9 protein-coding genes are annotated in these 17,026 nt (G+C 36.6%); 6 read left to right on the top strand and 3 right to left on the bottom strand.

All coding sequences use genetic code 11. The annotated features are described in order from the left end of the window. The first annotated feature begins 42 nt into the window (after positions 1-42). Positions 43-222, top strand: coding sequence for a hypothetical protein (locus ACMAYX_RS11165; protein ID WP_103216340.1), 180 nt, complete (start codon positions 43-45; stop codon positions 220-222). A gap of 120 nt (positions 223-342) precedes the next feature. Then, positions 343-1,029 carry a hypothetical protein gene (locus ACMAYX_RS11160; protein ID WP_412471953.1) on the top strand — a complete coding sequence of 229 codons (687 nt, stop codon included), beginning with the start codon at positions 343-345 and terminating at the stop codon, positions 1,027-1,029. Here the strand turns inward: ACMAYX_RS11160 and ACMAYX_RS11155 are convergent. From ACMAYX_RS11155 to ACMAYX_RS11145, 3 genes are read right to left on the bottom strand one after another with little or no spacing between them, the layout of a single operon-like run. Then, on the bottom strand, positions 1,026-1,577 hold the full coding sequence (locus ACMAYX_RS11155; protein ID WP_103216342.1) for a hypothetical protein: 552 nt from the start codon (positions 1,575-1,577) through the stop codon (positions 1,026-1,028). The genes ACMAYX_RS11160 and ACMAYX_RS11155 overlap by 4 nt on opposite strands. Further along, positions 1,564-2,301 carry a flagellar motor protein MotB gene (locus ACMAYX_RS11150; RefSeq protein WP_103216343.1) on the bottom strand — a complete coding sequence of 246 codons (738 nt, stop codon included), beginning with the start codon at positions 2,299-2,301 and terminating at the stop codon, positions 1,564-1,566. The genes ACMAYX_RS11155 and ACMAYX_RS11150 overlap by 14 nt, the downstream gene beginning before the upstream one ends. Positions 2,302-2,303: 2 nt before the next feature. After that, positions 2,304-3,086: a motility protein A gene (locus ACMAYX_RS11145; protein ID WP_103216344.1), complete on the bottom strand. Its 783-nt coding sequence runs from the start codon at positions 3,084-3,086 to the stop codon at positions 2,304-2,306. A gap of 300 nt (positions 3,087-3,386) precedes the next feature. Here ACMAYX_RS11145 and ACMAYX_RS11140 point away from each other — a divergent pair, with 300 nt between their 5' ends. The 4 genes from ACMAYX_RS11140 (at position 3,387) to ACMAYX_RS11125 (ending at position 17,025) form a co-directional block, all read left to right on the top strand. After that, a complete protein-coding gene (locus tag ACMAYX_RS11140) occupies positions 3,387-5,273 on the top strand; it encodes a hypothetical protein (protein ID WP_392990892.1) in 1,887 nt (628 codons plus the stop codon). Between the two features lie 3 nt (positions 5,274-5,276). Next, on the top strand, positions 5,277-10,436 hold the full coding sequence (locus tag ACMAYX_RS11135; RefSeq protein ID WP_412471952.1) for a fibronectin type III domain-containing protein: 5,160 nt from the start codon (positions 5,277-5,279) through the stop codon (positions 10,434-10,436). A 10-nt stretch (positions 10,437-10,446) separates the two neighbouring features. Then, positions 10,447-15,438 carry a fibronectin type III domain-containing protein gene (locus ACMAYX_RS11130; RefSeq protein WP_412471951.1) on the top strand — a complete coding sequence of 1,664 codons (4,992 nt, stop codon included), beginning with the start codon at positions 10,447-10,449 and terminating at the stop codon, positions 15,436-15,438. 162 nt (positions 15,439-15,600) lie between these two features. Further along, on the top strand, positions 15,601-17,025 hold the full coding sequence (locus tag ACMAYX_RS11125) for a hypothetical protein (RefSeq protein WP_412471950.1): 1,425 nt from the start codon (positions 15,601-15,603) through the stop codon (positions 17,023-17,025). Position 17,026 lies beyond the last annotated feature (1 nt).

Below are 17,026 nucleotides of genomic sequence, written 5' to 3'. Positions count from 1 at the left end.
AAGGGTGAAAGCCCCTTCCTAAGCGCATGCAAGGAGAATACAATGAGAAACGACTTCAACCTAGTTCATTCTGAGAATGCAAACGGGAATGCGGAAGAGATTGAGTTAACTAATTCGTTTCCTTATATGCTTCTCATTGCTTCAATGGCCGTAATTACAATCATGCATTTAATTTTATATCCTCTGGCCAAGCAGTTTGCAGCGAGATTCATCGGCTATTAGGTACAACTGCCACAGAATTTAGCCGCCTTAAAACTAGTGTTTTCTACACTAAGTATCTGATTTGATTGATGTCCCAATGAAGTTCTTCGTTAAGTCTCATATCACTTTTATAATTTGATTATGAAAACACTACAAGAATTTAGACCAACTCACAAAAATGTAATTAACAACGGTAAGGCCAAGAAAGCCGGCACGTCTCGTAAGTCAAAGAAGGCTAAAAAGGGGAGCTCTTCTTTTAATCTGACGAACGTGGCCCTTGCTGTTTGTGCAGTTCTTATGGGTGCTGGGCAATATAAAAAGTCTTCAGAAGTAGCAAAGTTAAAAGAAGCGAATGCTTCATTAACTCAAAAGGTTGCTAATCTGCAAATGGACTCGATGAAATATATGGCAGACAAGAAGATTCAAGAGATTTCAAAAGAAACTCTTAAGAGTAAAGTCGCTCATGTGGATTCCTTGAATGCCATTATTGCAAAAAGTAAAACAGATCTAGCAAAAGCTAATCTAGAAATTGAAAGTCTTAAAAATTTAAAAATGTCTGCACTAGAATATAAAACGAAGCTGGCCCAAATTGAAAATGAATACCAGAAGCGTTTAGATGAGCACAATAGAGCAAGTACTGAAACGATTACACGAATGGGTCGTAAGATGATGGCAGAAGTTGATAATGCTAAGACGCGAGCACCTGCAAGTGCTACACGTCATGTTGTTCAATTTAAAGGAAATCAGCCAGTGAATGCAAAAGTACTTAGTAATCAGAAAAGAGCTGTTGAGTCTGATGAATGGAGCTCAAATAATATGGAGTTCTAATTACTTTCAAACTTAGCTAATAGTTTCAGGGCCATATCCTTACGGTAAGCAATATCAACAGGAAGGGCCCTAAAATCCAGATTATCAATCGTACTCATAAACTTTTTATATCGCTTAGATAGGTCTTCTCTTGCTTTACCAATAAAAAACACGTCAAGGAACGTGATATTATTACGTGCAATTTCAATCTCTCTCATACTATTGAAGTAAATCGCCATATTTTCTAAATAGAGTAGAGCAGCAATACTTTGATCTTCATTTGTTGAACTATTTTTTAAGTCACGATCATAGAGAGAGTGAATGAAACTTTCAATCGAATTAATATCTATTGGCCTAGCAACAGAAATAATTTGTGTAAGATCACGTCGAAGACATGATTGATACTTTGTTATTTTATCTTGTTGAATGCATTTGTCGTAATCCATTTTATCTATTCTCTCTTGTGCCACCGAAGGGTTAAGGAATAGGTAAGTTGGAATTGTCACTCCTAAGAATACGACAAATACAACGATAAATTTTATAAAGTCTCTAAGTTTATTTTTTGTCATTAAAATATATTCCGAATCCAAATTTGATTTTCGATTTTGGATCTTTAGGTTCTACAACTTTAATAATAACTCTTCTGTTTGGGTTAAAGAAAATTTTATTCTTATTTTTTTCTTTTAGTTTCTCTAACTCTTCTGGAGTTATAAGTGGCTCAGAGTCACCCTTTGTCGTTGCTGCTAGCGTGCTAGGAGGGAAACCAAAGTACTCAAAACGAGAAAGAACTTTAGCTGCTCTTACTGCTCCTAATTGCCAAGGACCTTCGATGCCCGGAGCAATACTTCTCTCATCAGAGTCAGTGTGCCCCTCAATCATAATTCGATAATTAGGATTCTTAGTTCTGATAATATCAATCATTGTATCAAGTGATTGCATACTACTCTTATTAAGCTCTGTACTTCCTTCAGGGAAAAGAATACTACTTGAAAATGATATGATGAGTTCATTATCTACAATGGAAATCTTACTATTCTTCTCTAATTCAGGGTGCTTTGAAATTTCTTCTGTAAGCTCATTAAGCTTAACTTCCGAGCTTTTAAATTTTCCCTTTTGAAAAGAAGTCGAAAGATCCTTGGCCTTTTTGTTGAAACCGACAGGATCATAATTTGCAAATGCCATCATCAGGATGAAGAAACAAGCAATTAGAGTCATCATATCTGCATACGATACTAGCCAACCACTCTCGTCATCTCCGCCGCCCTGATTTTGAACTTTCTTTTTAATTGCCATTATTAACTCGCAGATTTCCAGTCTAATCTTTCATTAGGTGCAAGGAAAGAGTTAAGCTCTTCTGCAACTAGTACTGGATTAGACTTTTCTAGAATATGTTTAATACCTTCAAGAACGATATTGTCTTTAGCTTCCATTTGTCTTTGAATCTCTTCAAGGTTTTCACTAATTGGGATAAATCCAAGGTTTGCAATGATAACTCCATAAAGAGTTGTAATAAGACAAACACCCATGGCCGGTCCAATCATCTTCATAGCATCTGCTCCACCAAGGTTTGCAAGAAGTACGATCATCCCAATTGTTGTCCCCATCATCCCAAAAGCCGGTGGAAATTTTCCAAGAGTTTTAATCTTTCTAGTATCTTCACTTCTAAGCTGATTCATATTGACAGCTCTTTGCTCAAGGATCTCAATAATTTTTTCCTTTTGAAGAAATCCATCTGCAATTAACTCAAGTCCTTCTTTTAGAAATTCATCGGATGCTTTACCAGGAAGGTTTTCAGCAGCTTCGCCTGAACGATAAGCTTCACAAATTTGCATGATCTCTTTAATAACACCTGGAGAGTCCACCATTTTCCCACCAAGAAATTGTTTGATGAAAATCTTAAGGAGAGCTCCAATTTTATTAAGTTGAAATGCTACTGAAGTCGCAGCAAAAGTTCCTCCAAGTACAATGAAGAGGGAAGGGCCATCGAAGAAAAGTTTTAAGTCACTTGATGACATCCTTAAACCTGCAAAGAGAATTACCGCAGAGAGGACCAAACCAATTAAAGAAAAAATGTTCATTTATTCACCTTTGTAAATATTGATTACCAAAATTTTACTATTTTTAACTACTTAGGTTAATTTCTTCTCAGGTCGACACTTTTTTCCGCCTGAAATTATGCGGCCTCAGATTTCTTAACTTTAAGTTTGTCATGGCATCGGTTGGGGAGCGGTAAGGTTGAACAAATACTAAACTAAATATGCGTTCGGTAATATTTTCCTTTAATTTTAGGCACTTAAAATAATTCTCTTTTTAAACTACAATTTTGAGTGAGAAGCGTAGCGTTATTTTTAATTAATGTAAATAAAATGGGTTATCGAATGAATAGAATTTACTTTCTGTTAGGATGTTTTTTACTTTTTAGTTGTGTTGGAAAGGTTGAGGATGCAAATTCTGAATTAACAAAGGGGATTAATGACGGAGAAACAGTCATTAATTACACTGGTATTCAGGATGCAATGGCCGTTGCACATGATAAAGTTGAAATATATTTTCCACCTTCAAATCTTGATCCTTTAAAAGTTACTTATATCATTAACTACGATGGTGCGATTGCTCCAATTACAGTACCTGGGCGTACTCTTGTTCCTGATTATCGTGGTTTTCTTCGTTACACAGTTACTGGTTTAAATATTAATGAACAATATGTTTTTAACGTTCAGGCTAAAGACGATAAAGGGCAGCAGTCAGTTAATGACGCTTTTAAGTCTGTAGCAACTTATTCAAATCAAACAGCTAACTTTACTGGTATTGGTAGCATTAAAAATCTGTCAGGTGGAGCTTCGAAAAACTCTCTATTAATTGAATGGCCAGCGGCAGAGAGAACTGGTGGATACATTCCTGAAGATTCGGATGTTTCAAAGTATGAAGTTGTTTTAATTAATTCTGATACAGCAACACCAGTTGCGTTCGACGACACTTCATTTACAGCACCAACTCGTATTGTAAACTATGTTGATGGAAAAAAGATTTCTCAACAGGTAAATGGTCTTCTTCCAGGTACAACTTATTATGTGAGAGTTAGAGGTATTCACCACGGATTTAGTAAATTTAGTTCTGATCCAAGTTATTATTATGAAAAGAATAATAACTACCTATCAGCTACTACACTAAGTGATAGCGTGGGGGACATACAAGTTGATCTAGATTCTTTTGAAGTAACAACTCCTAGTAATAGTACTGGAAAAACCTCTCTTGATTTAAGTTGGGCAACAGGGATCGGAGCAATCGATCATTACCGAATCTACTATAAAGAAAATGGAACAGGTGAGGCGTGGTCGACATATAAGAATAGTCGCGATGATATTTGTAATGGTCAGGAAACGACAGATCCGGCTTACTTTTGTAAGCAAGTTACATACGAGGATAGTAAGTCAAAGCTTGTTGAGCTAGAGCCTTATACTTCTTATGAAGTATATCTTATTATGTGTTTAGATTCTTTATGTTCTCCGGGGAAGTCAATTATATATAATTCTCCGAACGTTTATCGTACAAGCCCTCCGCTTGTAAGCTTCTCAGGAATTACTGAAATTAATAATCCACGATACCATTGGGCCCTTAACGAAATCTACTTAAGCTTTGAACCTGTAGATCTAGCTAGTGGTGTAATTGATGGGATGTTAATTGAAGTAAAAGGGAGAAGTACTGGTGAGCCATTTATTGATACATTCATTAACTTTCCAGATGGTAATAACCCTACATCGCTAAATCCATCAACTCTCGATTTTACTAATGGAACAGAAGTTTCAATTAGAGGGATCGACATTAACTCGACTGAAGAGTACTGCTTTGCTTTATTACCATTCGTTTACGTTGGTGACGTTGTTACACCTAACCGTGACTCAGAAGTAGTTAGCTGTATTGTTCCGCAGGTAATGACTCCTACATATGAAGACTTTACTGGAATCAGTTCTTTATATTTTGATAGTTCAAATAATTCCGCAGCTATTTCATGGACTCCTCCTGAAGAGGGTGTCTACGACCGATATGTTGTCTTTATGAAGACAACCACTGGAACTTTTAGTTTTAGTGATGCTGTAAATGGGAATAATGATTACTTAAGATTTGAGGCCGAAGAGAATGCTGTTGGTATAACAATTCCTTTTATTCCGCCTGGGACATATTACTTTGGTGCACTAACTTATCTGTACCAAGAAGACAAATACTCTGAATATAACAATAGTATTCAAACACTGGTGGTTGAGTAATTTATGAAATTTCTATCTATTGTACTAAGTTTATTATTACTTGCTGGTTGTGTTGGAAAAGTAGAAGACGCTAATCTTGAAAAAGCAAGAAACGCTGAAAGTGGTAGGCAGACATTTCAATTTGCCGGTATTTCAAAAGTCATACCAATTTCAAATGATAAGATTGAAGTTTATTTCTTTCCTGCGACTGGACCTGCTTCTGAATTAACTTATCTTATTAAAGTTAACGATGCGACGATTCCTATTGAAGTTAAAGCCGACTCTTTATCAGTTAATGATGAAGGGATGTATCGTTTCACTGTAAGAAATTTAAATGTAAACACTGAATATACATTTTCTGTTGGTGTAAGAGACGGAAGTACTGGAAGTCAGAGTGAGAACGATGCAACATTAAGTGCTAAAACATTTTCAAATTTTACTGCGGACTTCGCTGGTATTTCGAGTGTTGAGCCATTGGTAGGTGCTGCTGGCCAAAATACTGTTCTTGTAAAATGGGTACCAGCTGTGACTCTAGGATCAACTTATAATCCTATGCCTAACGATCCAATCGCTTATGAGGTTTCATACATCGCTGCTGATGATGGAACAATTTCGGACTTATTTAATAATACACATCCTGCGATTCAAAGAGATCTAAAGCCTGGTGAAGTAACGGCTTCAACAGGTGGAACAACTGAAAGAGAAAGACAAGTTACGGGATTAATGCCTGGCAAGCAGTATTATTTCAGAGTTAGATCTATTCATAAGAGTTACGGTATTTATCAAGATACACAAGGTTATCGTTTTGAAGAAAATAATAAAATTATTTCTGTTACCACTTTAGGTTCAGGAGGGCTTTTTGACTGGGATACCCTATCTCTAAGAGCAACAACACCAGACAAGAATCTAGGTCTAACTTCAATTGATTTAACTTGGGCCCCTGCAGTAGGGCCATTTGAAAATTATAGAATTTATAATTATAAACTTGGTGAAGCCGAGGAAGACGTTGATCTTGTAAGAGCAAGAATTCCTGAAGAAATTGATGCTTCAATTATTGATCCTCTTAACTTGGCCGGTGATTATAGAACAGCTAATGCAGAAGAATTTTCAAAAAGGATAGGAAGTTTAGAAGAGTATGATTACTACCTAACTTTTGCGATTGCTTGTCGAACTCTAACATGTGGTGATGGTGAAAGAATAATTGGAAAACCTGTTTTCTACCGTGCAATTCCAAAGCTTGCTTCTTTTTCTGGAATTTTAGGGATTCAGAGTCCACAAGATATTAACAACCTTAATCAAATTACAATTAATTTTGATCCACCTGTTATTGAAACAGGGTTTCTTAATGGATTTGATATTTACTGTTATGAGGGTGAAGGTGATGCTAGTCCAACGCTTTTGAATTTTAATATTGCAAATGCAAGTGGTAAGGCATCGTGTGATGGACTTATCAGATTAGATGATAACCCAGGAGACTATGCAGGATTTGGTGCATATACAAGTGTACGTATCCAAGGAAACTTTTTTGGAGCCGGGGATACTGTTGCTGATAAAGAATATTGTTTTGCGGCCGTTCCTAGTGTTACAGGAAATAACTTTTCACTTAATGATGTTGATAACGCGATCGTAAAGTGTATTACTCCAATTGTTAAGGTTCCTACTGTGGAACAATTTCCTGGTGTAATTAATGCATGTAACACTGGTGCCGATTACATTACAGTAAGCTGGGATGCTCCTACTGGTGGTATCTATGACAAGTATGCTGTTTTCTATAAAGAAAAAGATGGGAAAGTATTTAAGTATACAGATGCTCTAGCAAATGACCCTGCCTATACTAGAGTTGATAACATTGTTGCGACAACTTATACATATACAATTCCATCTCTTGTTCCAGGTAAGATTTATCAATTTGGTGTTCTTCCTTATATTGACGGAGCATCTCCGATTTATGCAGATATCAATACTGGATTAGGTGAGTGTAAGATTGAAGTACCTAAGCCAAGATTTGAAGAGTGGGTTGATATTTTTGCCATTGGTCCTAAAGCAAATGGAATGGTTACTCCAACGGGACCTGATCGTAAAAAAGACTATATTTTAGAAACATTAAATGATAGTGGACAACCAATTGAAGTAGAAGTAGATCCTGCTACACTAGCTCCTACAAGTGGTTTTGAAGATCAATTTGGTATTGCAAATGGTAGTACTCAATTTAGTGGTGCTTATGGATCTAAAGATGGAGTGACAACAAACTCACTACATCAATACTCGAACTCTGGTATCATTCGTATCGCTTGGAAGGATGTAACGTTTACAAGTGGAACACTTTCGATGCAAACTTTCATAGATGCCTATGAAACTGGTTTACAAAAGAAAGATCATAAAATTGGATATCGTGTTTATCGCTCTGATGATAATAAAATCACTTGGAAAGATATCACAAGTGGTGACTTTGATTACCAAACTCTGACGAATAAAGGTTTACTTCACCCAGTTGATTACACAGAAAGAAGTCGTACTAATGAGGTACTTGAAACATATCGTGCCGTGATGTTTACAGACTATTCTGTAAAGCATATTCAAGCGGGTGATGACTTTAATCACGCTCGTGTTTACTACTATAAAGTCGTTCCAGTTTTTAGAGGAGTTGAGCTCGAGTATGAAAGAGAGACAACTAACCCTCAGCATATTATTAAGGTTGTCCTTCCTCCTGAAAATATGGCCCTTGTTCATCGTTTTATGGCAAACCGTCAGCAATGTCGTGAACTTGGAAAGGTTCATTCAAGAGATATTAGCCAGAAATATACTTGTTCTTGGAATGGGGTTGGGGCCAGAGGTCTAACATCTCCATGGATTAAAGGTTCAACAGTTTATGATTTTGGTCCAAGTATGCTAATTGACCGTTTTGAGCTAGGTTGTAATTTTACGAGAGGGGATTACGCATATGAAAGAAGTAATTTCTCTGGAACAATTCCTAATTTTACAGGTTCTAATGATCTAGGTTCTGGTTTTGTGGGTTGCTTTAACGGAAATTCTCCGGGGTACACTTCTGGTGTTAATCACCCAAATACTGGCGAGTCTTATACAGATCGTAGTCAACTTCGTGTAGGTGATTGCTTTGGTGAAGATACAGCTTCAATTGCAATTACAAGTACTACATGTAGCGATCCGGATACTGCTGATCGTAGAGATTTTGTTGCACCAGGAGTTAGTGGTGATTTTACTGATTGTACTGATCCGGCCAATATTGCGACAAACTTCTTTAATCCTTATGGAGGAAATGGAAGTTATGCTTCTTATAATGTGCAAAGTGAGTTTGCGGCAGTTTACTACTCTCGTAATGCTTTAAAGACTTATGAAGATCGTAATAGCCACGGTTACTATAGAGGAGCAGGTGGTGCGGCCCTTGCTGATGGTAATAACCTAAGAAATAAAAATACTCTTGGGCCATCACGTTGTATGATTAATATTCCTGTTTCGGATTCAACTGACGGTGATAAGCTTAAGCCGAGATGGCTTGCTGTTAATAATCTTTCAACACTTGCTCATGGGGTAGATGATGTCGACATTCTTGATATGTCGATGAATGATATTCTTACTAATAATAAGTTATTTGATTCAGGAATTAATGCAACTCCTAGTCCTGCTTATACAAATGTTGATACATCACCACGCTATCGTGGAGATACAAAACTATCTCGTGTTTTCTCTTCTAATGATTCAAAGCTTCCTCCATTAACGGGGCTTAGTCAGACGCAGGCCAATCGTGTTTGTAATTCATATGAAGTAAAGATTGGAACATATGATGATGACGCAGAAGAATTTAAGCAAATTGGCCCGGTAAGAGAAAAGAGGCTTATGCGTCGTGGAGAAGGGATTACGGCAAGTCGTTATCCTAAAGACTTTGATGAAGCAGCTGTAGCAGAAGTTGAGACAGGAACAAGAAATGATGCTCCTGTAACAAGTGGTGTGAATTTTCAAAATTCATGTAACGTCTACGATAGAGATGTTATCAGTGGAGCAGCGACAAATCAGCAAAGGTCAGGTGATCGCCTAATGATCAATATGCCAAGTAGTTATCAGGGAACAGTGACGACTCCGCGTCGTGTACCATTTATTACTGGCTCAAGTTTCTATGATAATGGTGGGGCACAATTTACGACTCAAGCTTGTACATCTCGCTTTGGTGTCCAAGATATTATTGGAAATAAGGCGGAAATTTCATCAGAACAAATCTTTTGTGGTTTTGATAGTGAAAAGCTAATGCTTGGTGCAGGACTTGCTTCAAACTCTGTTGAGGTGCCAAATGGTGCTAACTATCTTAATACTTTAATTTCTTGGGTTATGTCTGATACTGATACTGGGCGTTGTTCATTTGTTGAACCAGGTGGTGCAAGAGGTGGTAACTATCTTGTAAACGGTGCCTTTACACCTATCTTTGACCTATTTGGAAACGTGAATACGGGAGTTGCAGAATCTGTAAACTCATTGGACCCAGGAAGTGTTAGTTATTATAGAAATGGTGACGGGTTCTTCTTAGACTTTGGGCAAGATAATTTTGCGCCTAAGCTTTCAATTAATGACACTCTGGCCATTAAGTGGGATCAGGATGTTATTAATCGTGCACAAGATATCTCAACAGACCCTCGTCGTGGCCGCTACTTTAACCCAATTCTAGGTTTACCGCTGGAATGTCAGGGAAGTTTATGTTCTGAGAGTTTGGATAATATGTCGATTTCTCTTGAAACTTTTGTAACGGACTTTAGTCTTGATCCATCATCAATGGATATTCCAAATTTCCCTGTTGGTGATAGTCAGATTTTTTCGGATGGGATGTCTGAAATTTCAATTGCTCGTAACCGTTATATTTCTCCTGCAAGTAGAGAGTATTTCTACGACTTTGTTGAATCTGTTGACCCAGCAACGGATACATATGCCACATATTCAAGCACACACGCTGGAGCGCTAAAGTCATCTCTTGATAATGATGGAACTGCGGTTGACTACGTAAGATGGAGCCTTTCTCGAGAAACTCCTATCTATATGCTGAATTTTGGAGAATCGAACACTAAGAGTAGTGGTCGTTATTCAGCAAGATTTAATGCTAGAAACGAATATGATCAGATGAGAAATGAGTATGCAGCAGTAAGGTGTGTTGTGCGCATCGAAGATGAGTCTTATCAATAAGGTAGAATAAATGAAGAAGTACGTTTGGTTGATCTTATTCTTTATAACAATTATCTCGTGTACTCCGGTGGAGAAGGCAGATGAGACAGCTGAAATTTTAAATGATGGTGTTGACGGTACGGTTGAATTTTCAGTCGTTGGAGATCTTGATAGAGGGGAGTTCCTACTTGGCGGACTCGGTGACGAAATTCTTATAAGAGTTAAGAATAATACTGGTTATAATTTAAGTGATGCTCAATTACTTATAGATCAAACCTCATCTGCTGGAGTTAAATTCTTTCCTGACGAAGCAGGGGAATCAGAAAGTCCAGGCTTTGGTGGAGATTGTGGTCTCGTTATTGCTTCTAAAGCAACTTGTTATTATAAGTTAAGATATGAAGCTCGTACTTCAGGTATTCACACGCAAGATCTTCAATTTAACTACAAAACTCTAATCGATAATTTTTCGAAGTCAACTCAGTTAAAGTTCTTAACAGGAACTCCAGCATCATTAGTCTTTGAAGAGGAGACGATTAATTATTCATTCGGTGTTGTTGAAAGAACAGAGCCAAAAGTATTCTCCCAAAGACTTGTTGTCGTAAACACGGGAGAATTAAGGGCCCGTAATATCACAATGACAAAGCTTGATAACACGACTTCAAATGCTATCAGTATTGTTTCAAATACATGTGGAACTGTACTCTTACAAAATGAAACTTGTGAACTTCTTGTTGAATTTGAGGCAAAGAATTATGGTGTTGGTGCACCTGATGGCAATGTTGATGTTGATTACAATTCAAATATTAGATTTGACTATGGCCGTGACCCTGAGGGTGGTGTTAATGCCCTTAACGTTTACTTTGATGCTAAGTCAATTCGAATTGAAGGTGATATTCAAATCGGTGGTCTTCCTAACTTAAGTTTTGATGATCTTGTTGTAGGGAATATCGATACTCAAACATTAAAAGTATCAAATAAGGGATATAAAGAGGCGATTGTTCTAAGTATTGACGTAAGAAATGCTGCAAATACGCTCGTTGCACGTTGTTTAAGAGACGAAAGTACTGGTGGCGATAATCTCGTATGTCGCGATCCTTCAGGAGATTTAACGAGTAGTGCAAGTGATCTTCCACTGACAACAATTCCTTTTAAATTCTTCGATTCAAGTAAGTGTTTTATTGATGTAAATGATTTTAACTATATTCGTGGTGAAGATGGTCGAATTACAAATACAGCATTAAAGCAAGTTGCTGGTAGAACGATTGCTGATCCAGGTGGATCTTGTTTCTTTAATGTTACTTTTCATCCTAGTGTGCAGTTTGAAGCTGATGGTAATTTTAATAACTACCGCTTTAATGTTCGCTATGATTCAACATGGAAAGATAATGTCGTTATTAAAAATGACTTAGATGCTGACGAAAATAACTATATTGTTGAAGATGCTAACTACTTAGCTGCGGCTAAATTAAGCTTTAATGTAATTGAGTATAAGAATACAACATATACTAATACAGATACCGTTGATAACGATCTATTTGATTATGACTTAGGTCGAATCTCTCTAATTGCAAATTCAAATTATAAAGAAAGACTTAGAATCAGAGTGAATAATAGTGGATCAACTTCTGGAGAGGTCGTAAGTATTACAGACGGAGCTCAACCTACTGCTAATGTTATTACAGAAACAAGTTATAATATTAATAACTATTACCAAAACGTGAAAAACTCTGGGTGTGACTACCTAAATCCATATAATGGGCAATGTGATATCTTATTTGATCTAAATCCAATTGTATCAACAAACCCAGATAGTACAGCGGCTGAGAATGAAGAAAACTCAGCAATGTACGATGTACTAGAAGCTTATCCAAATCGTTACAAAATTTTCAGAATCAAATACAAAGATGGGACAACTTATAATGATGATATGTCTCCCCGCACTGATCGTGAAATTGAAATGAAGATGCGTGGCCTTCTCGTTAGAAAAGGATTCCTCTCTTATTCTGATTTTACAATGACAGAAGGGATTACAACTCCTCCTGTTACAGCTAATGAAACACGTTACTTCCATTTAAAATTAGAAAATGTTGGTACAGGTGGTATTACATACATTAATTTGAACACTCCTCTAGTTTTTCCAGGGACTTTCTTTTGGGCCCCTGATGCAAGTACACCTTTATTTGGAGGTGAAATTGTTAATAACCCAAGCTCTGCACTTGTGGCAGGTGTTGATAAGGATTGCTATGACGTTATGGACTTTGGTGGCGCGATGGGGCCAGTATCAACTTCACCAGGGACAAATGCACCTTCACTTCTTGCTCCTGGAGAGGTTTGTAGTTTAACAATTGAATTGGAAAAGCTCTCAAATGATAAAAGAGAAGATAGCTATTACACTACGAACGACCGCAGGTGGCAACGTCACTTTTCTGCGCCTTTAAATGGATCACATGCGCTAAGAGAATATAGTAGTGGAATGATGGTTCAAGATTTCTTCAATTTTGGGTATTTCGATGGAGATGGGATTGCGGATGCCGGTACTGGATACACTCCTGAATTAGATGGGCACGGTGGATACTATATGACTCAAGATTATCCTGTTGCTATAAACTCAAGAAGATCAGCAGCACTTGTACCAGAAGGGGCGCAACCGATGATTAGTGCGGTTTTATGGCGTCAACAAGTAAATATCCCTTCTCATTCTCCTTTGGCCGGAGAATGGGGACAAAGTTTTGGAAGTTACACAATTCCAGCTATGTATCGAGATCTTGCAAAAGGTACTGCTGTAGAGCCTATTACTTATGCACCTACAAAGTCTGTTAATAGAATTGCTCCGTATCGTGATACAACTTATGACTATGTTTATTATGCAGGAACTTTTTATGCTGGAGATACAGTAACATTACCATTTCAACTTTATAATGCTGGAGAAAAACAAGCTTCTTCATTATCTCAAATGTTAAATGGTGACAGTGAATTCTCTGTTACGTCAATGCCTGGGAATGTTGGACAAGCATCTTTGGCAAATATTGAACTAGGATTTGCTCCTACTGTACAAGGAACATTTCAGACTGAATTAGAAATTCAATATAGAGATGGATCTCAAACTCTTACTAATCGTGATACTTATGCTTACACAAATAATATTAAGTCTCTACGTATTCTAGTTGTTGCAGAGGCAGTAGCTGCAAATACAGGAAGACTTTCTATGAAGTCTCAAAAGTATACTGTTGAATATGATGAGCTGACTAATTCACATACTGAAACCCTAGATGTCACTGAAACAACTCATAACCTTGAAATGAATGGCTATGATGTTGCAACAACCGTAGGGGTGGAAGCCGTTAGAGGTTCAAATGTTTATGCAAAAACTCGTCTCGTTTTCACAAACGAAGGAACTACAACAGTTAATAATGTGAAATTTAACTTAAAGACATCTCTTCTTGGGGCCATCCATGATAATAATGGTGCAGGTGTGGGATATTCTCTTGAGTCAGTAAATTGTGGAGCAACCTTAGCTCCTGGAGCATCTTGTTTTGCAGATGTTAAGCATAAGGCCAGTATTGCTGAGTTACCTTTGACTACTCGCTACGGTATTCTCTCTTATGATATTGGTACAGATCAGTACTATGCAGAATCGTTTAGAATTCAATTTACTGCAGTTGATCCGGCCAAAGTTGCGGCAGGGAATTTAATTACAAATAATATTAGTGACGGATCAGGTGGAACAATTCCTAATGCTTACTTTATTGATATTGGAACTTATGCGAATCCTGCGCACCCGATTCTTTCTTCTTATCCAAGTGGATCACTGATTAAGAATATTAATCTTAATAATCCAAGTGATGAGAAAGCAAGTTTCTTGAAAGAGTATAGAGAGTATGTTGGTAATCAAAGTGCGACAATTCCTGCAGGTGACTTTCATACAGTCTATAACCAAGGCTTCATTCAGGTTGAGTTAAATCGACCTTGTTTCTTTGGTGATGATGAAGGGGGAGTTCTTCCAGAGGAAGAGTGGGGTTTCAATGTCAATACGACTAGTACTTGTACGATGAGAGTAACATTCACGTTCGATGAAACATACCTTGGTGAATACGTCGATGAAAGTCAAAACTATGCTATTTTAAAATACTACGATAGTAAGAGGGCATCAGTTTCGACACTGCCGATTTATGTAAAAGGTTTTATTGAACCAAACCGTTCAAATGCAATGACAAATGAAATCTTTAATGTTGAAACAGATGATACAGGAAGAGTTTATTTAGAATGGGTTGATTTTTCACCAATCAATAATGACTGGGGACCAATTATCTCTTATCGCGTTTACTATAGTGAGTTTGAAAGTAGTTTAAATGATTTATATAACTCAACTGGTTTAACTTTTGTTGAAACTGCAGGTGTTACACCGAATGTTGAAATCACAGGACTGCTACAAAATAGATTTTATTATTTAAGAGTTGTTGCTGTTAGAGAAACTTCATCAGGTAAACAATATCTTTCTATGCCTAATGGATTTACGACGAAAGAAGTAGTCATACCTAACGAGACTGCAATTTATGATTACTCGAGAAGATTAATTATAGATAAATTTGCTCTTCCTGAAGGATCTGGTTCTCCTACTTTTATTACAAAATCAGAGGCCATTGAAAATTGTGAGGGATCAACTCGCACAATTAGAAAAGAGGGTGGTAACAGAACTAGAGCAAAAGAGCTTATTGACTTAAATGACTATTACTTAATTAATGCTGACGATACTAATAGTGATTATCCTTTCTTTGCATTCCCACACTGGTTGGCCGACGCACCAGAGGATATTGCACCATTATTTCCTGGCTTTAGTTGTGATTTAACAAATATGCACAATGAAGCTGATAGCATTATGTTTATTAAGAGCTGTGATAATTGTACTTGTAATAGTTTGTCTAAGATTGTTGGTGGGGAAGACTTTCCACTAGATACAATTATTTATGCTTATGATGACTTTAGTGGTGCAGCTAGATGTCGTGTTTCTCAAGATGATTATTAAGAAAAGAGGGAAGTATTATCCACAATGAATTAGTTGGGTAATACAAACCCTCTTTTTAGTTTAATTCTTAACAAAATCTTCATAAAAAACTCAATAAAATCAGATGGTTTAAGAGATTTTTGCCCTGTATTAATTGATATTTTATTAATTTAGAATATATAGGTGATGAACTCGTTTTACATTTATATTCTAACATTTCTCTTATCATCTCTTTCATTCGCAAAGGATGGAAACGCTGTAACAGCCGATGTTAAGGCAGCTTCAGTGACGACTGTTCAAGATGAAGAGATTACTCCTTACATGATGATTCGAGTTGTTCAGGCAAAGGGAATAGAAAGGCAAGACCTTTCACTTATTCGTAAGTCAGCAATGGAAATCGTTCTAGGAACATCTTCATTTGAAATTTTAATGGGGGATAGTGCTGAGGCCATCTATCAAAATACATTCTCTCTAGATATTTCAACGAAAAGAGAACGTGAAAACTCTTATGTTTTAAATTTTAAAATTCAAGATATCCAAAATGGAAAGATTGTTACAGAAGTTTCAAAGAATAACGTTCCAAGAAAGAGATTTCACTTAGAAGTAAGAAAACTATTGTATGAACTATTCTACGGAGATGGGTCTTCAAGCTTACGTCCTTCAAAAGAAACTCCAGAGAAGAAGAAAATAAAGAAGAAATTAAATTCTGATATAGTTTCTGCAATTAACTCACAAAGAAATTCACAAGTTGTAAATGCTAATGCCGTTAGTATTTTTTCAGTTGAAGAGTCTGCAGCTGTTGAAGAAATTATTGTTGGTGCCGATGTAAAGAAGCTAAAAAACAAAAAATTAGAGAAAAAGAAAAAGAAAAAAGAAGATAAGGTTAAAATTAGTGAGTTTAAATCACCAGATCTAGACTTAAGAATGAATGTAAAACCAGAAAAAGTAGAACCTTCTACTCTTACTCTTATACCAGATAGCTTTTATGCGATTGGATATCTTAAAGAGACAACTTTAGCATCTAACACTCTAAGTACAAATGAAACAGTAGATACAAGAACAAATCTTACGAGTATTAATTTAACATATCTAAGTAATTACAAAGTAGAAGAGTGGCAAGAATACTTTTCTATTGGTGGTGCTTTTTCAAATATTCTTAGTGAAAATCCTTATGGGATATCTCCTCGTATGTCTGTTTTTGGAGCATATAACAAACTTCTTATAGGAGATTCTTTCTTTGCTTCAGTTGATGCTGAATATGAGCGTATTAGTTTTGCCAATATTAAAGATAGAGGGGCCGGGGTTTCTGGTTTTGCCAATAATGTCTTTTGGTTTGGATTTGGATTTAAGTACATTAGCGAGCATTTCGCCAAAAAAACTGTTATCGAAGGTTTTTATAAAAAGGCATTAATTGGATCTTCTGATTTAAGTACAAATGGAGACTCTGCACCACTTGATGGTGATAAATATGTTCTCGATTTTTCAGTTAATTTATATAAGAAATTTGGTCTTGGTGGGTATGTTGAAATTGTAAATCTTGCATCTGCAGCATCATCGGCATTCGATACATCTCATCAAATATTTGGCGTAAGGCTAGTTTATAATTAGG

The sequence above is a fragment of the Halobacteriovorax sp. RT-2-3 genome (assembly GCF_047085075.1).
GTDB lineage: Bacteria > Bdellovibrionota > Bacteriovoracia > Bacteriovoracales > Bacteriovoracaceae > Halobacteriovorax_A.
Note: the sequence above shows the minus strand (reverse complement) of the source record. Positions and strands in the feature narration are given on the sequence as shown.

Bases quoted from the DNA above. Each gene is read 5' to 3' on its own strand.
- ACMAYX_RS11140 (WP_392990892.1), top strand. From the start codon at position 3,387: ATGAATAGAATTTACTTTCTGTTAGGATGTTTTTTACTTTTTAGTTGT.
- ACMAYX_RS11145 (WP_103216344.1), bottom strand. From the start codon at position 3,086: ATGAACATTTTTTCTTTAATTGGTTTGGTCCTCTCTGCGGTAATTCTC.
- ACMAYX_RS11130 (WP_412471951.1), top strand. From the start codon at position 10,447: ATGAAGAAGTACGTTTGGTTGATCTTATTCTTTATAACAATTATCTCG.
- ACMAYX_RS11160 (WP_412471953.1), top strand. From the start codon at position 343: ATGAAAACACTACAAGAATTTAGACCAACTCACAAAAATGTAATTAAC.
- ACMAYX_RS11150 (WP_103216343.1), bottom strand. From the start codon at position 2,301: ATGGCAATTAAAAAGAAAGTTCAAAATCAGGGCGGCGGAGATGACGAG.
- ACMAYX_RS11165 (WP_103216340.1), top strand. From the start codon at position 43: ATGAGAAACGACTTCAACCTAGTTCATTCTGAGAATGCAAACGGGAAT.
- ACMAYX_RS11135 (WP_412471952.1), top strand. From the start codon at position 5,277: ATGAAATTTCTATCTATTGTACTAAGTTTATTATTACTTGCTGGTTGT.
- ACMAYX_RS11155 (WP_103216342.1), bottom strand. From the start codon at position 1,577: ATGACAAAAAATAAACTTAGAGACTTTATAAAATTTATCGTTGTATTT.